Annotated in this window: 19 protein-coding genes and 5 pseudogenes; 10 read left to right on the top strand and 14 right to left on the bottom strand. The window is 68.3% G+C overall.

The window, feature by feature from the left end; translation table 11 throughout:
* Positions 1–414: 414 nt before the first annotated feature.
* The 4 genes from OG819_RS56325 to OG819_RS56310 form a co-directional block, all read right to left on the bottom strand.
* Positions 415–1,218, bottom strand: a complete 804-nt coding sequence (locus tag OG819_RS56325; RefSeq protein ID WP_266638332.1) for a phosphatidate cytidylyltransferase — start codon at positions 1,216–1,218, stop codon at positions 415–417.
* Complete coding sequence (locus OG819_RS56320; protein ID WP_266657978.1) at positions 1,215–2,993, bottom strand: histidinol-phosphate transaminase; 1,779 nt, start codon at positions 2,991–2,993, stop codon at positions 1,215–1,217. Before OG819_RS56320 ends, OG819_RS56325 begins: the two co-directional genes overlap by 4 nt.
* 846 nt (positions 2,994–3,839) lie before the next feature.
* Positions 3,840–4,103, bottom strand: coding sequence for a hypothetical protein (locus OG819_RS56315; RefSeq protein ID WP_266638330.1), 264 nt, complete (start codon positions 4,101–4,103; stop codon positions 3,840–3,842).
* Between the two features lie 89 nt (positions 4,104–4,192).
* Positions 4,193–4,630 (bottom strand): ester cyclase, encoded by a 438-nt coding sequence (locus OG819_RS56310; protein WP_266657976.1) that lies wholly within the window; start codon positions 4,628–4,630, stop codon positions 4,193–4,195.
* A gap of 195 nt (positions 4,631–4,825) precedes the next feature.
* Here OG819_RS56310 and OG819_RS56305 point away from each other — a divergent pair, with 195 nt between their 5' ends.
* Entirely contained in the window at positions 4,826–5,092 is a 267-nt protein-coding gene (locus OG819_RS56305) for a MarR family winged helix-turn-helix transcriptional regulator (RefSeq protein ID WP_323139501.1), read from the top strand.
* On the opposite strand, the pseudogene OG819_RS56300 reads toward OG819_RS56305, so the two are convergent.
* Together OG819_RS56300 and map are read right to left on the bottom strand one after the other, a co-directional pair.
* Positions 5,029–5,516 (bottom strand): annotated as a pseudogene (locus OG819_RS56300) (site-specific integrase); the annotation flags it as partial. The gene OG819_RS56305 and the pseudogene OG819_RS56300 sit on opposite strands and share 64 nt — an antisense overlap.
* A gap of 358 nt (positions 5,517–5,874) precedes the next feature.
* Entirely contained in the window at positions 5,875–6,642 is a 768-nt protein-coding gene (gene map / locus OG819_RS56295; RefSeq protein ID WP_266657974.1) for a type I methionyl aminopeptidase, read from the bottom strand.
* A gap of 64 nt (positions 6,643–6,706) precedes the next feature.
* On the opposite strand from map, the gene OG819_RS56290 reads away from it, so the two are divergent.
* On the top strand, positions 6,707–6,982 hold the full coding sequence (locus tag OG819_RS56290; RefSeq protein WP_266635426.1) for a helix-turn-helix domain-containing protein: 276 nt from the start codon (positions 6,707–6,709) through the stop codon (positions 6,980–6,982).
* 3 nt (positions 6,983–6,985) lie between these two features.
* On the opposite strand, the gene OG819_RS56285 is transcribed toward OG819_RS56290, so the two are convergent.
* Both OG819_RS56285 and OG819_RS56280 read right to left on the bottom strand, forming a co-directional pair.
* Positions 6,986–7,150, bottom strand: coding sequence for a hypothetical protein (locus tag OG819_RS56285; RefSeq protein ID WP_266635424.1), 165 nt, complete (start codon positions 7,148–7,150; stop codon positions 6,986–6,988).
* Positions 7,151–7,478: 328 nt separating this feature from the next.
* A complete protein-coding gene (locus OG819_RS56280; RefSeq protein WP_266635423.1) occupies positions 7,479–7,844 on the bottom strand; it encodes a hypothetical protein in 366 nt (121 codons plus the stop codon).
* A 119-nt stretch (positions 7,845–7,963) separates the two neighbouring features.
* Here OG819_RS56280 and OG819_RS56275 point away from each other — a divergent pair, with 119 nt between their 5' ends.
* Positions 7,964–8,497: a winged helix-turn-helix domain-containing protein gene (locus OG819_RS56275; protein ID WP_266637268.1), complete on the top strand. Its 534-nt coding sequence runs from the start codon at positions 7,964–7,966 to the stop codon at positions 8,495–8,497.
* On the top strand, positions 8,494–8,901 hold the full coding sequence (locus OG819_RS56270) for a transposase (RefSeq protein ID WP_266637266.1): 408 nt from the start codon (positions 8,494–8,496) through the stop codon (positions 8,899–8,901). Before OG819_RS56275 ends, OG819_RS56270 begins: the two co-directional genes overlap by 4 nt.
* 42 nt (positions 8,902–8,943) lie before the next feature.
* On the opposite strand, the pseudogene OG819_RS56265 reads toward OG819_RS56270, so the two are convergent.
* Positions 8,944–9,195: pseudogene (locus OG819_RS56265) on the bottom strand (SDR family NAD(P)-dependent oxidoreductase); the annotation flags it as partial.
* A 5-nt stretch (positions 9,196–9,200) separates the two neighbouring features.
* Here OG819_RS56265 and OG819_RS56260 point away from each other — a divergent pair.
* Positions 9,201–9,671, top strand: a pseudogene (locus tag OG819_RS56260) (zinc-binding dehydrogenase); the annotation flags it as partial.
* A 196-nt stretch (positions 9,672–9,867) separates the two neighbouring features.
* Complete coding sequence (locus OG819_RS56255; protein ID WP_266635422.1) at positions 9,868–10,842, top strand: zinc-binding dehydrogenase; 975 nt, start codon at positions 9,868–9,870, stop codon at positions 10,840–10,842.
* Positions 10,843–11,056: 214 nt separating this feature from the next.
* On the opposite strand, the gene OG819_RS59465 is transcribed toward OG819_RS56255, so the two are convergent.
* On the bottom strand, positions 11,057–11,242 hold the full coding sequence (locus OG819_RS59465) for a PLDc N-terminal domain-containing protein (protein WP_353963280.1): 186 nt from the start codon (positions 11,240–11,242) through the stop codon (positions 11,057–11,059).
* A 236-nt stretch (positions 11,243–11,478) separates the two neighbouring features.
* Here OG819_RS59465 and OG819_RS56250 point away from each other — a divergent pair, with 236 nt between their 5' ends.
* Both OG819_RS56250 and OG819_RS56245 read left to right on the top strand, forming a co-directional pair.
* Entirely contained in the window at positions 11,479–12,195 is a 717-nt protein-coding gene (locus tag OG819_RS56250) for a TetR/AcrR family transcriptional regulator (RefSeq protein ID WP_266635420.1), read from the top strand.
* Between the two features lie 411 nt (positions 12,196–12,606).
* Positions 12,607–13,848, top strand: a complete 1,242-nt coding sequence (locus tag OG819_RS56245; protein WP_266657972.1) for a serine hydrolase domain-containing protein — start codon at positions 12,607–12,609, stop codon at positions 13,846–13,848.
* 74 nt (positions 13,849–13,922) lie between these two features.
* Here OG819_RS56245 and OG819_RS59010 read toward each other — a convergent pair whose 3' ends face one another.
* Positions 13,923–15,059: a hypothetical protein gene (locus OG819_RS59010; RefSeq protein ID WP_323139497.1), complete on the bottom strand. Its 1,137-nt coding sequence runs from the start codon at positions 15,057–15,059 to the stop codon at positions 13,923–13,925.
* A gap of 46 nt (positions 15,060–15,105) precedes the next feature.
* Here OG819_RS59010 and OG819_RS56235 point away from each other — a divergent pair.
* A pseudogene (locus tag OG819_RS56235) lies at positions 15,106–15,511 on the top strand (ATP-binding protein); the annotation flags it as partial.
* A 79-nt stretch (positions 15,512–15,590) separates the two neighbouring features.
* On the opposite strand, the gene OG819_RS56230 reads toward OG819_RS56235, so the two are convergent.
* From OG819_RS56230 to OG819_RS56220, 3 genes are all read right to left on the bottom strand, one after another.
* Positions 15,591–15,929, bottom strand: a complete 339-nt coding sequence (locus OG819_RS56230) for a hypothetical protein (RefSeq protein WP_266658127.1) — start codon at positions 15,927–15,929, stop codon at positions 15,591–15,593.
* Positions 15,930–16,234: 305 nt separating this feature from the next.
* Entirely contained in the window at positions 16,235–16,696 is a 462-nt protein-coding gene (locus tag OG819_RS56225; protein ID WP_266635416.1) for a VOC family protein, read from the bottom strand.
* Positions 16,693–16,890, bottom strand: a complete 198-nt coding sequence (locus tag OG819_RS56220; protein WP_266635414.1) for a hypothetical protein — start codon at positions 16,888–16,890, stop codon at positions 16,693–16,695. The genes OG819_RS56225 and OG819_RS56220 overlap by 4 nt, the downstream gene beginning before the upstream one ends.
* A 61-nt stretch (positions 16,891–16,951) precedes the next feature.
* Between OG819_RS56220 and OG819_RS56215 the strand changes: the two are divergent.
* Positions 16,952–17,131, top strand: a pseudogene (locus OG819_RS56215) (transcriptional regulator); the annotation flags it as partial.
* Positions 17,132–17,238 lie beyond the last annotated feature (107 nt).

Here is a 17,238-nt window from a genome sequence, read left to right as displayed (position 1 = left end):
GCGCACGGCAGCGGCTCCCGCCCCGCTGCTGTGGCGTGCCAGTGATCTGCGCGGGCTGGAGGTCTGTGCGCTGTTGGGCATCGGCGACACGGGCTTCGTACGGGTCGGGCATGTCGCGGAGATACGGCGGGCCGGTGCTGGGCGAGTTCCTCATCGAAGCCGCCGGGCGGACGGCCGCTGCCCGCGGCGCGCATGAAGCACGGTGATCGGTGCCGGACGCACGGCAGGGCTTCCTTGCGCCGTGCCCAGGGCCTGAGCCCTGGCCCGGCGTGCACCTGAGGCAGGCGCGGTCACGGCCATCGGGCGTGTTCAGTCGGCCCTTCTCCGGGGCGAGCGGGCCTTCCTCGCAGAGGTTCGCCCGTCGGCGTCGGTCCATGATCACCGTGCCCGCCGTCGCGCGGGGGACGTTGGCGGTCAGCGCAGGACAAGCAGGACGGCCAGCGCGAGGAGCAGCGAATCGATCCTGTCCAACAGGCCGCCGGAGCCAGGTAGCCAGCGGCCGGCATCCTTCGCCTGCGCGCTTCTTTTGATCATGGATTCGAGAAGGTCGCCGGCCGGGCCACCGACCGCCACCGCGACTGCCATCGGCCAGTTCAGCGTGGACAGCACGGCGAGCACGCCGAGACCTGCCGCGGCCCCGGCCAGAGTCCCGCTCCACCGCTTGGCCGGTGACAGTGGTGACAGCCGCGGCCCGCCCAGCTTTCGACCGGCGAAGTACGCCACGATGTCGGCGGTCGAGACCGCCACGAACAGCGCAAGCGCGGTCGCCCCGAGCGGCACCAGCGCGGCCAGCACACTCAGCCAGGCCAGCCCGAGCAGGCCGGCGCCGAGCCTGCGCTGGCCGTGGTCGGCGTCACCGGCCGCGAGCGGCACCGCGGCCACCGCAAGCGCACCGGTCGCGACCACCCGGAGCACCTGTCCGGGCGCCAGCCAGGCGGCCAGCACCACGCCTGCCACCGCCGTGGCCAGCACCGCCCGGTCTGCCCGGCCCAGCCGCATCAGCCCGCCGTACTCCATGACCCCGATCACGCCGGCCGCGATGGCGATGGCCGCGGCGCCCGGGCGGCCCAACCAGAACGCGCCGGTGACCAGTGGCACCGCGGCCGCCCAGGCACACCACCGGATGAACAGCTCACGGCGCCGGGACGCCGCCACCGCGATGCCGCCCAGCACCAGCGCCCCACCGAGGTAGGGCGCCAGGGAGGCCACGGTGATCACTGGGCGGATCCGGCGGCGGGAACGCCCGTAGGTATCGCGACGGGCGAGGCGGAAGCCGACCGCAGCACGTCCAGGGCGGCCTGGCAGGCGGCCGCAATGCGCGCGTTCTCGGCGGTGTCCTTGACCGCGATGCGCACGGTGCGTCCCTGGTACTCCGGGGACAGCGGCGACAGGTCGCGCAGGTATACGTCGTGGCGGCGGCACTCGTTCACCAGCTGCGCCGCACTCGGCCCGCCGGACGGCAGGGTCACGGTGAGAAAGTTCGCCACGCCTTCCTCGACCACCACGGATTCGTCCAGCCCGGCCAGGTCGGTGGCCAGTTGCCGACGCAGCGCGTGGGTGCGAAGCCAGCAGTTGCTGTAGTACGCCGGGTCGCGCAGGGCGGCCACCGCGGCAAGCTGCGCCGGGAGGCTCAGCGGCCAGGGAGGTGTCCGCCGGCGTAGCTGCGCCGCGGTGATCGGCTCGGCCACCAGGTACGCGGCTCGGATACCTGACAGCGCATACATTTTGGACAGTGAGCTGCAGACCACCACCCGCGGGTCGGTGGCGGCGAGGTCGGCGAGTGACTCGCTCAGGCCGGCGTAGCCCAGGTACGCCTCGTCGATCCACCAGCGCGTTTGGGCCGGCGCGGCAGCGATCAGCGAGCGCAGCTCCGCAGCCGGCGCGTGGCGTCCGGTCGGGTTGTTCGGGTTCACCAGCACCACGAGGTCGTAGTGACCGTCCCTGACGGCAGCGGACAGCCGGGCCGGGTCGATCCGCCAGTCGTCTTCGCGGCGCAACCGGAACCGGTCCACCCGGCATCCGATCACCCGCTCCGTGACGTGGGCGTACTCGCCATAGCCGGGGTCGGTGAGAAGCACCTTGCTGTCCGGCGTCAGCCACTGGCCGAACGCCCTGAAGATCAAGTCAGATGAACCGGCGCCGACCGCGAGCGTCTCCGTCGGCAGCGACCGGGCCGTGGCGATTTCCGCCAGCAGGCCCTCGGCGTCGGCGGGCGGCGAGGTCCTCGCGGTCCAGGCCGGATCCTCCGCGAGTGCCGCGCGCACCCCGGGGGCCGGCGGGAACCAGGCGTCCAGCACATCGGCCGCAACTACCTGATGGCGCCGGTGCAGACTGCGGAAGTCCGTGCCGATGGCAGTGAACGAGGCGCCACCGTGTTCGCAGCCGTCCGGCCGGGGTGCGAACGTCACATCCAGCCGCCAGTCCACCTCGGACCCCAGACGCTCGAGCGTGGTGTGGTAACGATCCATGGTGACCTTCGTCAGCTCGGTCACACTGCCGGTCAGCACCTCGAACGTCAACGCACCGCTGTGGACGGTATGGCCGACCGGGCGCAGACCGACGGCCAGGTACATGGCGAGCAGTTCGGTACGCCCCATCGCCACCACCTGACGGCCGCCCCGGGCGGCGATCCAGCGCAGCGCCGCGTACATCAGCAGTGGTGCCGCTGCGGTGGCCCGCCAGCGTGGTTCAACCGTGAGGATGCGCACCTCGAACAGATCGCTCTCGGTCAGCAGCGGCAGCTCGTCGCGGCTCAGATACTTCTCCAACGCATACCGCCCCAACCAGGGCGGGGTCAGGCTGACAAACCCGATCCGGGTCGCTCCTCGCGCCGCGACCAGGTAGACGTTGTCGCCGTCCAGCCCGTCGCGAAGCCGCCCGGCGGGATCCGGCACATGCTGTCCCAACTCCTGGGCGTACACCCGGTGACGCAGTTCGTAGATCCACTCGAGATCCTCCGGAGCAGCAACACGCAGCTGCAGGTCACGACCCATAAGCACCTCTCTCGACGCAGGGGGCACTCCATCGTGGGGAACACGGAGCGGCGGCGTCAGAGCGAAGTGACGCAGTCGCCTGAGTACGCGTACTCAGGCGCAGCCGTCCCCCGCGTACACCGTCCGCGGAGGATTGCGACAGCGATTGCCGAGGATGAGCGTGGTTGTCCACGGCACCATCGGCCGGATGGATAACGCCGCGGGAGGAGGGGGCAGTTGTGTCTGCGGTTGCTTGGATTGCCAGGGAGGGGAGGAGAGGAGGGGGCGTTGCGGCGGGGTCTGGCCCGCCGTGGCGGGCGGAGCGGCCGGGGCGGCGACGGCCATACGGACTGCGTGAGCATGCTCAGGCGCCAGATGTTCGGCCGTGTCTGTTTCGGCCTCCTGCGCAAAGGGCCGGTTTGCCACGTGGCGCTGGTGTCAGACGCCTTCCGCTTACCGTGCGATGGTGTTGATCCGTCGAACAGGGTTCCTGTTCGGGTGATCGTGCGGGTCCTGGTGCAGGAGAGTGGGGCCTCTTGGTAGCTGGAGGTGGAGGTTGCGAAGCCGATCCGGGCACCAGAGGCCCTGTTGTCGCAGTCCGTCGTGCTCGCGCCCGTGGAGTCCAACTCGCTGTCACCGTCGTGTGACTGCCTCGCGCACAGCTTCGGCAACACGGCGGACGGACCAGACCGCACCTCGTGTTACGGCTCCGAATGGCGGAGGCGGCATGGCAGGTCGTCCGGCCGTTGTTGCCTGTGCCGGCATGGCTTCAGGGGAGGGTCGGGCGGCTGCTGCCACCGCGTGATGCTCGATGCGATCCGGTACGTCGTCGACAACGGCGTCAAGTGGGCGAACCTGCCTGCGGACTTACCGCCGTATCGGCGCGTGCCTGCCTTCGCCCGGCGCGGGCAACTGAATAGCCCGCTCGCCGAGTTCCACGACCGGCTGCGCGACCGCGTCCGGGAAAGGAGGCCCGGCCAGCACCTCGGTCACCGTCACCCGGGCATCCACCAGCCGCTCAAGCGTGCGTTCGGCGTCGCCGAGCGCGGTCGGCTCCCGCTCGGCCTCCTCCCGCAACCGCGCAAGCTCTTCGCGGACCCGCTTCTCCCGGGCCTCCAGCAGACCGAGCACCGACGGGAGCAGCCACCCCCACGAGCGAGACGAGCGGACGAACCACACCCGCTCAGTAGCACCTCGTACGTGGTGATCACCACCTCGTATCAGGCGTTGAGCTGTTGGATCGCCGTCGCCCAATTCTCGATGTGGTAGCCCTTCGCCAGCCTTCCATCGCGGACGGTGAATACGTCAATCGCCATCGTCCTGAAGGACTTTCCGGTCGGAGCAGCGCCCCAAAATTCTTTGACCGGCGTCCCCGTTGCTTCTCCACGCACGATCATCGTGTCGTCGACCACATGGATGTCGACCACCTCCCACGCCAGATCGGGCACGGTCTCTCCCATGGCCTCGAATACGTCGGCCAACTGGTCGCGCGTCAGGAATTCCTGATTTGTGTGGTACGAGTGATAGTCATCGTTGCATGCCTGGGCCAGAAGTTCCGACACGTTCTTCTCACTCGGTTTGTTCAGCGCTTCGTACAGCGGGGCAGAGATCCTGCGCGCTTCTTCGACGGTCATGAACGATTCGTCACTCTTAGTCATCTGGCCTTGCCCCTTGTCGCAGACGGTGTCGTACCGAGCCAATCGGCACCGGACAGCCCGAGATTATCTCGGGCGTCGATTCCGGTTTCTCACCTAAATGCGTGAGGGGTATATCGGGCGAGGACGCCCAACAGAGTCGGGCCGGAGCAACCGGCGGCCGGTTCGGGCTTGGCTGCCGCGTCGGTTGTGTGACCAGTGCAGCACTACCGGATCCTCGCCGCGCTGGACGAGTTCGGGGTGGCCGGCCAGACCGAGCTCGGCCGCCGGTGCAGCATGGACCGCAGCGACGTCGTGGCGGCGATCAACGAACTGGCCGAGCAGGGTTGCGTCGAGCGGACGCCGGACCCGGTTGACCGAAGGCGCAACAGGGTGACCATCACTACGCACGCGACCGGCCCGGCGAGGTCCAGCTCCTCGATGCCGACGCCGAGGATCTCCTCCGCTCGGGCGGTGGTCTCGTAGAGCATCCGCCGCAGCCCCTTCTCCCGCACGTGCACCTCGCGCCCCGCGATGAGCCGGCCGACGGCCATCTTCGAGCGGACCGGGTTCTCAGTGTCGGGCACCGCCAGCCTCTTCGCCCAAGTCGGGACGGCAGGGCCCTCGTAACCGTGGTCGCGGCACCAGCCGAGCCAGGACAGCACAGCCGCCCGGTGGGTGTTCCAGGTGTTCACCGCCGCGGAGCCACATAGCAGTTCCAGGGCTTCCCCAAGCTCTTCGTCCGCGACCGACGGCAGTGGTCGGTTCTCGCCCAGGCGCTCGGCCGTCTTGCCGACCCCGACCCCGTAATTGCGGACGTGTTCGGATTGCCCAGTGAGTCGAGGAACACGTCGACGGCCATCCGGACGGTCAACGCCTTCCCGGTCGGCAACTGCACGATGGAGGGCATCACTTCCCCATTGCCCCAGATGGCAGGGCTGTTTCATGTAGCGGCCGGAGAGTGTTACCGCAGTTGGCGGATCAAGCTGACGCAGATATTGGGGTGTTATCTGTAGGTCGAATTCAGGCCGGTCCCGTGACCGCCGCCCCGTCAGCCGCCCACCAGGGCCGACGGAGGCTTGGCGCCGGATTGTGTTCCGATGTTGCTCAACCCCCGCTGATCCTCACGGGTTCACGGAAACGGAAGGGCGTTGAACGCGAACTCGTGGGTGGGATCGGCCGTCCTCCGGGGGTGTTTCCGTGGGTTCGTGGTGAACAGGCGGGTTGCACGGAGCCGCGACGTACGGCTGCAAGTGTCTTCGTTCCGATCAGGGCAGGGTCAGGACGCGTGGGCCTTCTTCGGTGATCGCGACGGTGTGCTCGATGTGGGCTGCCCGGCTGCCGTCGGTGGTAAGGAGGGTCCAGCCGTCGAGTGCGGTGTAGTAGTCGTCGTGTCCGCCGGCCATGAGCATGGGTTCGATGGCGAGGGCCAGGCCGGGCCGGAGGGGAAAGCCGCGGCCGGGGCGTCCTCGGTTGGGGACGTGGGGGTCTTCGTGCATGCGGCGGCCGATACCGTGACCGCCGAAGTCGGCGGGCATGCCGCAGCGGGCTGCTTCGGCGATGGTGCCGATGGCGTGTGAGATGTCGCCGATGCGGTTGCCGGGGGTGGCGGCGGCGATGCCGGCGTCGAGAGCCTGCTGGGTGGCGTTGATCAGGCTCAGGTCGGCGGGCCGAGGGGTGCCGACAGTGAAGGTGATGGCGGCGTCTCCGGTCCAGCCGTCGAGCTCGGCGCCACAGTCGACGCTGACCAGGTCGCCGTCGCGCAGGCGGTAGCCGGTGGGGATGCCGTGGACGATGGCGTCGTTGACCGAGGTGCAGATCACTGCGGGGAAAGGGGTGGGGGCGAAGGAGGGTCGGTAGCCGAGGAAGGGCGAGCGGGCCCCGGCCTTGGTCAGCACCGTGCGGGCCGCTTCGTCCAGTTCTTGCAGGGATACCCCGACGCCTGCCGCTTCCCGCGCGGCGGCGAGGGCCTGGGCCACGACGCGCCCGGCTTCCCGCATTGCGTCCAGCGCCGTGTCGGTCTTGATCTCCACCATGTCCTGCGACTCCTCGTCTCACGCTTCGGTGCCCAATTTTTATACCGGTATTAGTATCACGGTCATGGTGAGAACTCCTTTGACTTTGTGGGAACGACAGCGCGGAGAACGGTTCGGCGCGTTGCTGCGCCAGGCGCGCGGTGACCGCAGCATGGTGGAAGTGGCCGCGGCGGCAGGGGTATCGGCGGAGACGCTGCGCAAGATCGAGACAGGGCGGGCGCCCACCCCTGCCTTCTTCACCGTCGCGGCACTGGCCGCCGCGCTGGGGGTGTCCCTGAACGAATTGGCCACCGCGTGCTTGCCGGATGGTGACTGCGATGACCAGGCACTTTCGGCGTGATTCTCAGCGTTGGCCCAGGTTCCTCCAGGTCAGCCGTCGGTCGCCGAGGTCGACGTCGTCGAGCATGAGGGTGGCGATCTGGGCGGCGTCGTTGGCGGCGAGGGCGAGGATGAGCTGTGTCGCCGCGGTGGTGGCCGCCGTTCCTCCACGCCACCGACAATGCGGCATAGACGCCACGTGAGGGTCAGGCGTTTCGCTCCTGGTACCGCGCGTGGCTCCACCGCCGCGCTGGCCAGTAGCTTCAGGCTGTCGAGCGGTCATGACCGCAGCCGGACAACCAGCGATGCTGCGGGCACCGTGCCCAGGGAGACGTAGCCGCGCTTGTCATACCGCGTCGCACATCGTCCTCCAGCGGGCGCAGCCAGGGATCGAGTGGGCCGACGAGCCGCTCGTCGGCGTGATCGCGGACGCGGAGGTCCAGCCACGTGTCGACGAAGGCCAGTTCCCCCTCCCGGCCTCACACCGGTTCCTCGGCCGGTTGGCGCAGTCGGAGTGGTCAGCCCAGCTTGGTACCGGTGAGGTGTTCCAAGTCCTGGATGAGGCGGGTTTGGAAGTCGGTCTGCCGGGCTGCGGAGTGTGGGGTCTGAAGCTGCTGGTGGTACCAGTAGCCGCCGGTGGACGGGGTCACATCTGCGTGGGTCGCGAGCCACGTTTGTGTCTGGTGTCCGGCGGAGAGGTCGTCATTGGCGCCAGGCCCGCCCATGCGGGTGGGAACCCATCCAGGGTCGACCGCGTGGCTGGTGGTGCCCTCCCACCGCGTCGCGCACGCGAGCGCGAGGGCGGTGACCCACAGTTTGGTGTCGTTGTAGGTGGCGGCTCCTGAGGTCAGGCGCCCCAGGTCGGTGGATCCGCTGCGGTGCATGGAACTGCTGAGGTAGATGAGCCGTGCAGGTTTGTTGATGAGGGCGGTTACTGAGCTTTTCGGCTTGCCTTCGGGTGATGACGTTGGGTGATCCCTGCGGTATGTCGGTGTTATGCGGTATGCGGATGGTGGGGGGCCTGACTGCTGAGCGGCGGGCTGAGCGTGAGGTGCTCCGGCTGGAGGCCGGAGAGAGGTTCGCACGTGGTGACAGAACCTCGGATATCGCCAAGGACCTGCGGGTGGGTGAGCGTTCAGCGGAGCGCTGGCGCCATGACTGGCGTGAAGGCGGGATAGCGGGCCTGAAGTCGAAGGGTCCGGCGAAGTTGCCGAAGTTGTCGGATGAACGCTTCGCCAGACTGGAGGAAGAGCTGGCCAAAGGTCCGGCGGCGCATCGCTGGCAAGATCAGCGGTGGACGTTGGAACGCGTCCGACCGGCGATCGGCCGCCAGTTCCAGATCAGCTGTTCCCTTGCAGGAGTGTGGCGGCTCCTGCACCGCCACGGCTGGTCCTGGCAGAGCCCGGCCCGCCGCGCGCTGGAACGCGACGAACATGCAGTCGAGCTCTGGAAGAAAGACGTGTGGCCGCAGGTGGAAGGACCGCGGCGGCGCTCGGGTCCTACATCGTCTTCGAGGACGAGGCCGGCTTCGCGATGACGCCGCCACGCGCACGCACCTGGAGCCGGCGTGGCCACACACCCGTGGTCAGGGTCCGGGGCCGTTCCCGACGCCGGATCTCGGTGGCGGCGGTGATCGTCTGGGACCATCTGAACACCCACAGGACGGCCGGACTGCGTCAGTACGCGGCTGACCACGCCTGGCTCACTGTCTTCCAACTCCCGTCCTGTGCACCCGATCTGAACCCTGTCGAAGGCGTCTGGTCACTGCTGCGGCGAGGGCCCATGGCCAACACCGCGTTCACCGATCCCGAACACCTCGAGCGCACCCTCCGTCGCGGACTGGCCCACATCCAACGACACCCCGACCTCATCAACGGCTGCCTCACCGAAACCGGCCTGCACATCACCACACCCCCGACACCAACCCGAAAGGGTCAGTAGCAGGTAGGGCGCGACAGTGTTGACGATGACGGTGTCGGGCCCGCTGAGGACGGCGGCGTTGTGGATGACGGTGTCGAAGCGGCCGAACTGAGCAGCCTGTTGGGCGACGTCATGAATCTCGTCCTGGTCGGCAAGATCGCCGGTGATGACGCCCGTGTAGCGGGCCGCAGTCGTGCGGGTGATACGCGTGGAGTCGCGGGCGTGCAGGACGACGTCGTGGCCTCCGCCCACAGGTGTGTTCGCTGTGTCAGCGCCGAGGCCGCTGGATGCTCCGGTCACCAGAATCAGTGCCATGTGGGCGGCAACTCGGTGCCGAGCGCATCATCGCCATGAGCCGGCACGACGCGCGGCAGAAGCTCGCCCTGGAATTCGGCGCCACCGACATCGTCACCGAACGCGGCGACGAAGGCGTGGCGAAGATCAAGGAAATGACCGGCGGGTTCGGCGCCCACAATGTGAGCGAAGTCGTCGGCACGCAGGAGTCGATGCTCCAGGCCATCCGCTCCGCCCGACCCGGCGGGCACGTCGGCCACGTCGGCGTCTCCCACGACGTACAGGTCAACGGCGAGGACCTGTTCTTCTCCCACGTCCACCTGCACGGCGGGCCCGCCCCGGTACGCCGGTACCTGCCCGAGTTGATCGACCTGGTCTGGGAGCGGGAGATCAACCCGGGCAAGGTCTCCGATCTCACCCTGCCGCTGGATCGGTCCGCCGACGCCTACCAGGCGATGGACGAGCGCCGCGCGATCACGGTCTTGCTCAGCCCTTGACTTGGACCCGCGGCCGGCACGGACGTGGCCCTGGGGCGGCCTCTGACCTTCCTGCGCGGTCGCGTCCGGGGCCGATCCTCGCCCGAAAACCATCTGACCGAGACCACCCGCCAACTGTGACCGTTGGTTGTCGTCCGACGCGGGCCGCTCCGTCCTGCTCTTGAAGACCCTCATACCTCGCGACAAGGAAGTCCCCATGCCCACACCATCCGACCCGTCCTCCCTGCCCGACACGTACCAGCGCACCGCCCTGATCGGCCCCGAGCAGTCTGCTTTCGTGCCCGCACCGCTTCCGGTCTGTGACGTCGGGCAGGTGCTACTGCGCATCCAGCGCGTCGGGGTCTGCGCCAGCGAACTGTCCGTCTGGCAGAACGGGCCCGCCGACGAACCCGCATTCCTGGGGCACGAGCCCGTCGGTGAGATCGCCGCCGTGGGACCGGGCGTCACGGACGTGACCGTCGGTGACCTCGCCACCGGCAGAATCGAACACTCCTACGGCCAGTACGCGCTGGCCGACGCGCACGACGTCGTGATCGTCCCGCCGGGGGTATCCGCCGACAACGCGCTGGGGGAACCGCTCGGCTGCGTCGTGGAGGGCCTGCGCCGCACCCCACTCGACGTCGGGGACCGGGTAGCGGTAGTCGGTGCCGGCTTCATGGGCCTGTGCCTGTTGCAACTGCTGCGCCACAGTCCCACCAGCCAGCTCATCGCCATCGACCCGCGCCAGGACGCCCAAGAACACGCGGCCCGCAACGGCGCGGACGAGGCCGTCACGCCACAGCAGGCACCTGACCTGGCGGCCCGCAACGGCACGGACGGCTTCGATGTCGTCTTCGAGGCATCCGGCACCCAGGCGGGCCTCGACCTTGCCACCCAACTGGTACGCCAGCACGGCACACTGTCGATCCTCGGCTACCACCAGCAGATGCGTAGCGTGGACATGCAGCAGTGGAACTTCAAGGCGATCGACGTCATCAACGCACACGTCCGCGACCCGCAACGGATCCGCGAATCCACTCGCCGCGGCCTGGACCTTGTGGCCGCAGGCCGCGTCGACCTGGGCCCGCTCATCACCCACCGATACCGACTGGCCGACCTCGATCGCGCCTTCACCGACCTCAGCGGCAAGCCCGACGGCTTCATCAAGGCCGTCGTCGAGATCACCCACTGAAATCAACCCGCCCGCGGCCAACCCGCCGCCGAGACCGGTGGCCGGTCCCGCTCTCCGTCATGCCCAGCGGAGAGCCCGCTACGAGGCGACCGTGCTGGTCGCAGTCATTGACGAGTGGCTGTGACCAGCACCGCAATGATGGAAGTGAGGCGAGTAACCGGACTCAGGCCGCAGACGGCTGCTGCTCAGCGCGGGCGGACCGCTTGCCCAGGTTTCACCAGCCGATAGCGCCCAGAACGGGGCACAGGACCAGGATGACCAGCCAGCTCACCTTGGGCAGCATTCGAATACGGGCCGGGGGTGTCCTGATGCAGTCGACCAGGGCACACACGTACAACGCCGCGACCAATACTTTAGGTAAATCGCGTAGACCAGCAGCGACGTCATCCGGCCACCTCATGTGCAAGGGCACCTGCCCGTTTGCGTGCGGCACGGTCTGACCCCACTGGCCGGCCACGCTAACGGGTAAGTCAAAGATCGCTGAAGAGGCACCCTGACTGCCGTGACCTACGGCCGCGACAGGGGCCGCGAAAGTAAGCACCGGCAAAGACATCTGGACTGCCCCGCCCACGGCGCGATCATCCGCAACTGAGATCACTTTCACAATAGGCCCTCGCCCCCACATGCCCGCGTTCCTTGACAGCGCAGGGGTGGGAAGCCACTATCGAAACCATGGAAACGGGATCGGTTTCTGAAGTTTCCGAGCGTGACGGGCGACGTGCCGACATGATCGTGGAGGCGGCTGGCCGGCTGTTCTTCGCGTCGGGTTTCGCGCGGGTGAGTATGGACGATCTCGCTCGTGAGCTCGGGATGAGCAAGAAGACGATCTACCGTCATTTCCCCGACAAGCGCAGCCTGGTGGCCGCGGTGCTGGATCAGAAGTTCGCCGCGGTGGAGCGCACGCTGACGGCGGCGGCCGAAGACGCGGATGGGCAGCCGTTCGGTGTGCGGGTCCAGCGGTTTCTGATCGCGGCGGGCGGTGAGCTCGGGCGGATCGGCGCGGCCCAGCTCGCGACGGGGCGGGGCGATGTGATGCTGCGCGAGTACGTGGAACAGCGTGTGGACGCGGTGATCTACCGGCGGGTCGACGAACTGTTCCGGGACGGACACCGGCAGGGACTGCTGTCGGCGCCGCCCGAGCTGCTGAGTGAGATCACCCGCGGCGCGTTGGAGCGGCTGCTCACCTCGCAGTTGCCGCACGAACTCGACTCGACCGCGGCGGATCTGCTGCGGGCGACCGTCGACATCGTGCTCTACGGAGCGATCCGCTCGGTGGACCCCGGTATCGGTGATGAACAACCCCGGGTAGTCATGCTGACGGCCGGCGCTGACGAGCAGGAGGTGGGCCCATGACCGGGACAGCCGGCAGGGTGGCATTGGTGACAGGGGCCTGCAGTGGAATCCGTGCGGCCACTGGACCGCCGGCGAAGACCGTGTCGCCGAACAGCTCAACGGGATCACTCCCTTGCCGGTGAGGCCTCCGGTCGGCCAGGGCACCGAGCCCGGCCCCGCGCAGCTCGGCACACAGCCTGTCGTGCCGGCCAGCGGTGATCGTGATCTGCGAGGAGCGGCCCGGCGAGCCTGCGAGATCGACGAGAATCAGGCTCCGAGAAGAAGGCCCGGTTTCGGGTTTTCCCCACCGTGGGAGGGGCTGGCACCACGCACAGTACGGGTGGTAAGGCCATGGGTTTTGGGTTCGGGGTCCGGTTGACTGGTTGGCGTCAGCAGACGCTGGCCCATCAGCGCGTACCGGAGGTTCGAACCATGCGTTCTCCCGAGACCGACACGAAGCGCACAACAACCAAAGCAGGCAAGAAGAAGGCCTCAGCCGCCGCCCTCGCGGCGGCCGCGCTGCTGCCGGAAGCGGCTTCCGCAGCCTCCGGACACCGCGCCGCACGCGCCGACTACAACCAGACCGAGCTCCGCCGCGACCTGGCCGCCGTGCGCAGGGCGGGTGGTGGGGACGTGAACGTGCTGGCCAGGGTCGACGGCCTGCCCGGAGGACGGTTACAGGCCCGCCTCGGCACCGTGTCGGTCGGCTCCCACGCCCCCGTGCCGTGGGGCTCGCACTTCCGGGCGGCCTCCACCACCAAGGCGTTCGTCGCCACTGTGGTGCTGCAACTCGCCGCTGAGAAGCAGCTTTCACTGGACGACACCGTTGAGCACTGGCTGCCCGGCGTGGTCTCCGGCCACGGCAACGACGGTTCCCGGATCACCGTACGCGACCTGCTTCGCCAGACCAGCGGGCTGTTCGACTACGTGGACGACCCGGACCTCCAGCAGAAGCTCCGCGAGCACTTCGACGAGAACCGCTACAACGACACCTCTCCTGCCGACCTGGTGATGACGGCCGTGGCTCACAAGCCGCTGTTCGTGCCAGAGGCCGGCCGCACCCGCTGGGCATACTCCAACACCAACTACCTGCTGGCCGGGATGATCGCCGAGAAGGCAAGCGGCACCGGTTGGAGGGAGTTGGTCGAGCACCGCATCATCGCCAGACTGGGCCTGCGCCAGACCTCGGTGCCCGGTCTTGACCCGTTCCTGCCCACGCCGTACGTGAGCACCTACCTGACCGGCACGGACGGCACCAGGCTCGACGTCACCACCAACAGCTATCTGCACACCGCCGACTCCGGGGTGGTGAGCACCACCGCCGACCTCAACACCTTCTTCCGCGCACTGGCCGACGGCCGCCTGCTGCCCGCCGAGCAGTGGCGACGGATGCGGCGGACCGTACAGCGCACCGACGACCCGGACGATGTCGCGGAGCTGCCCGAGGGTACGTACGGCCTGGGCCTACGCGAGATCCCGCTGTCCTGCGGCGGTCACTACTACATGCACGAGGGCGACGGGTACGGCACCTACACCCGCCCCGCAGTGAGCTCGGACGGGCGGAGCGCGGTCACCATCTCCGTCACCACCACCTCCGCGATGCCCGACCTCTCCACGCTCAACCGGGCCACCGGCACCCTGATCGACCACGTGCTGTGCGCCGTCGGCCAGTAGGCGGGGCGGAGCGCCACGCAACGGCAGGAGTTTGTCAACCGACTTCGTCGTTGCCGGCGCCGTGCCCCGCTCCGCTACAGGCTCTTGGTACGCAGCTCCTCCAGTGACTCCGCCGTCAACCGGTGTGGTGTCCGACCGGGTTCGACCAGGACGACGTTGCAGGCCGCGGCGTGGGTCAGCGCGGCGGTGGAACTGCCGTCGGTGAACTGTGCCACCGGTCCGCGCGGGGATCGGTCGACCGCGATCGTGTGTGCTTCGACGTCGGCGGCGTGCTGGGCGAGGACCCTGCCGGCTGTGGCGTGGTCGCCGATGCTGGTGAGTACCTGGCCGGTGGCGGTGATGCCGTGTACGGCCAGGCGGTTGAGGTGGGCGAGCACCGCGGCGCGTGCGTGGTCGGCGGCCGTGTCGACGATCAGGCCCGCGTCCTTGGTGGCCCCGACTGCCACGATGAGCGGGCGGAACCCGGTCTCCGGGGTGGCACCGACACGCTCGAGGGTCGGGCGTACCGTCTCGCCGTGGGCCTCGTTCTTCTCCGCAGCGCTGATCAGCTTGTGGCCTGAGGCGAGGACGAAGACCGCGAGGATGAAGGCGGCGCCGCCGAGGCAGAACGGGACGCTGAGGCTGGTGGCGTCGGCGAACTTGCCGGCGACGAACGGGGCCATGCCGCCTCCGATGAACCGGACGAAGCCGTAGGTCGAGGAGGCGACCGATGGCTCGACGGGGGAGTCGAGTATGACGGCTTTGGGGAAGACGTACCCGGTGTTGCCACCGACCTGGTTGTCACAGCGGTTGGCGAAAGTCGTGTCCCTCCACTGGTTGTTCGCCGTGGTCGAGGTACCCGGAGAGCTCCAGATGGTGTTCCAGTTCAGGCCGAGCGTGGCCTGGCCGCCGGCCACCTTGTTCCAGCTGTAGGTGTCGGTCCGGCCGGCGGTGTGCTGGTCCCCTTCTGTCCAGGTGGTGAACTGCTCCGAGTTCGGTTCGAGCTTGATCTCCGGGACGGTCTTGACGTTTCCGCCGCCGATCACGTCACCGTTGTCGTCCTTGACGTAGAGGGCGTAGCCGCCGCGCAGACATCCCTGGGTGCGGGTGTACTGGACGGATCCGAGCGTGGTCTTGCACCAGGTAACCGGCTCGGAGCTCGGCGCGAGGCTGCCGGCGGGTTTCGGTGAGGCCGCTGCGGCCGAGTCCTTCGACAACTCGCTCTTCGACAACTCGCTCCACGGCTTGTAGGGGCCCTCGCAGAGCTGGACTCCGTCGCTGTTCGTGGAGCACCCGTCCGCGGCGCCGTTGCTGTTCCGGTGGTCCCCGAGGCCGGCTCAGGTGCCGTCTATCCGACGGCAGTTCCCCGAACTCGCCGAAGGCGCCGCTCGTGATCAGATGTCGTATCCGGCCTTCCTCGCGGAGCTGCTGATGGCGGAGTGCGACGACCGGGCCCGCCGCCGCTCCGGGCGCCGGATCAAGGCCGCAGCCTTCCCCCGGGACGAGTCGCTGCGGGCCTGTGATTTCGAGGTCAACGCGAACGTCTACGGCCGTGCCGATCTTTCATGCATCAGTGAGCTGGGGCTACATGGAACTCGACCGGAGCGGCGCCGAGCTGCTGTTCCAGGTTCCGACCGAACGCGAGGAGAAGAACAGCGTCGTCATCGCCTCTGATGAGTCGTTCTCCAAAGCGCTCAAATTCCGTCGAACCTGCGCCAGGCGGCACCGAAAGCCAGCGGGTTCGGCCTCACTGGCTGCTGTGGTCAGTCGTCGAAGAAGCAGAGACAGACCGCGGCTGGCCCCAAGATCACCTGGTTCTGGGTATAGCAGTCCGCTTGCCAGGTGGCGACCTCGGCTCCGCAGTCCTGGCAGAGCAGGTTCAGGCCACCGCCCTCCGCCGTAGGGCCCTGGCAGCAACCAATTGATCGCATGAGGTCGGGATGCCGTTCGGTGCCGATCATGTCGTCAGGGTGCACGGTGAAGCCGGGGACGTCGTTGCTGAACTCGCTCAGCCGTAAGTTCGGGGCATAGGTGCCGCAGGGCATGCGGGCCGGACGTGTCCGGACACCCGGGATCTCCGACATCGGGACCGGCGGCGGCATTTTCATCGTGGTGACCGATTCGGTGAGGGAGTGTCGGCAGTGGTCACAATCGCGGTGACCACGGATTCGGCAGGCGGGTCGAGTCAATGTGGCAGTTGAGGCCGGGCTCCGCCCGACCTTTGTTCCTTCGGTGACATCGACATGAGGGTTCTCGGTCCGTGAGGCATGTTGCAGCACCGCCCAGGAGGCAGGGGCCAGAAGAGCCGCCGCAGCACGGTCAATCACCGTTTGTGGCCCTGGGCAACGTATTCAGGAAGGCTTCGACATCGTGGACGTCAATGAGGGACTAGCGGTGTTCGCCTCGGTCAGTCCAGGCAGAACTCGTTGCCCTCGGGGTCAGTCATCACGATGAAGCCGGCGCTCAGCGGGGGAGCGGGCTCGTCGCGACGTACCCGCGTCGCTCCCAGCGCGACGAGCCGGTCGCACTCGACCTCCAGCGCCGCCATCCGCTCCTCTCCCTGCAGTCCGGGAGCCGCACGGACGTCGAGGTGGACGCGGTTCTTGGCGACCTTCTCCTCCGGTACCTGCTGGAAGAACAGCCGTGGGCCGTGCTCGTCCGGGTCCTCGATGGCCGATCTCGTGTTGCGCTGCTCCTCCGGTACGCCGATCCGCGCGAGGAAGTCGTCCCACGCGGCCAGCGGATCGGCGCCCTCGGGCAGGTCGATTCCGGGCGGGCCGGGGTGGACATAGCCCAGTACGTCGCGCCAGAAGGACGACAGCGCCCGCGGGTCGTGAGCGTCGAAGGTGACCTGGATGTGGCGGCTCATCGGGCTGCTCCGTTCGTAGCGGGATTCGTATGCAGGTAGAGGTCGCGCAGCCGCACGCTCCAGGCGTCCTGCACCGGCGACCAGAAGTACTCGTCGTCGGTGAGGCCCTCGAGCCGGGCTCGGAGCTGATGTCTCCAATGGACCGCCCACTGCTCGCGCAGCGTCCGGTTCCAGTCGAGTTCGCCTGCATCCATGGAGCCCACCCTGACACCCCTGGCGGACAGGATCGGTCCGCTGTCTATGGAAGGGGGCGCCATGGACGTGGCAAGCGGTGACGAGCGGGGTACGACGGAGCGGGTGCTCACCCTGCTCGGGCTGCCGCAGCAGTGCCGGCTCTGGACCGCCCCCGAGCCCGCCGACCGGCTCGGGGGCGCGCCGCGTACGGTACGGCGTTATGTGGAGCGGCTGAGCGCCCTCGGGTACCCGGTGCATGCCATCCGCAACCGCAGCAGTGCGCGGAATCGGCAAGCGCACCCCTGAGGGGCCCGATGGCCGCACCTGCCGTTCGGCCTGGTCGCACCGCGCCGGCGCAGGGAATCAAA

The organism is Streptomyces sp. NBC_01549 (assembly GCF_026339955.1).
In the GTDB taxonomy this organism is placed as follows: domain Bacteria; phylum Actinomycetota; class Actinomycetes; order Streptomycetales; family Streptomycetaceae; genus Streptomyces.
Note: the sequence above shows the minus strand (reverse complement) of the source record. Positions and strands in the feature narration are given on the sequence as shown.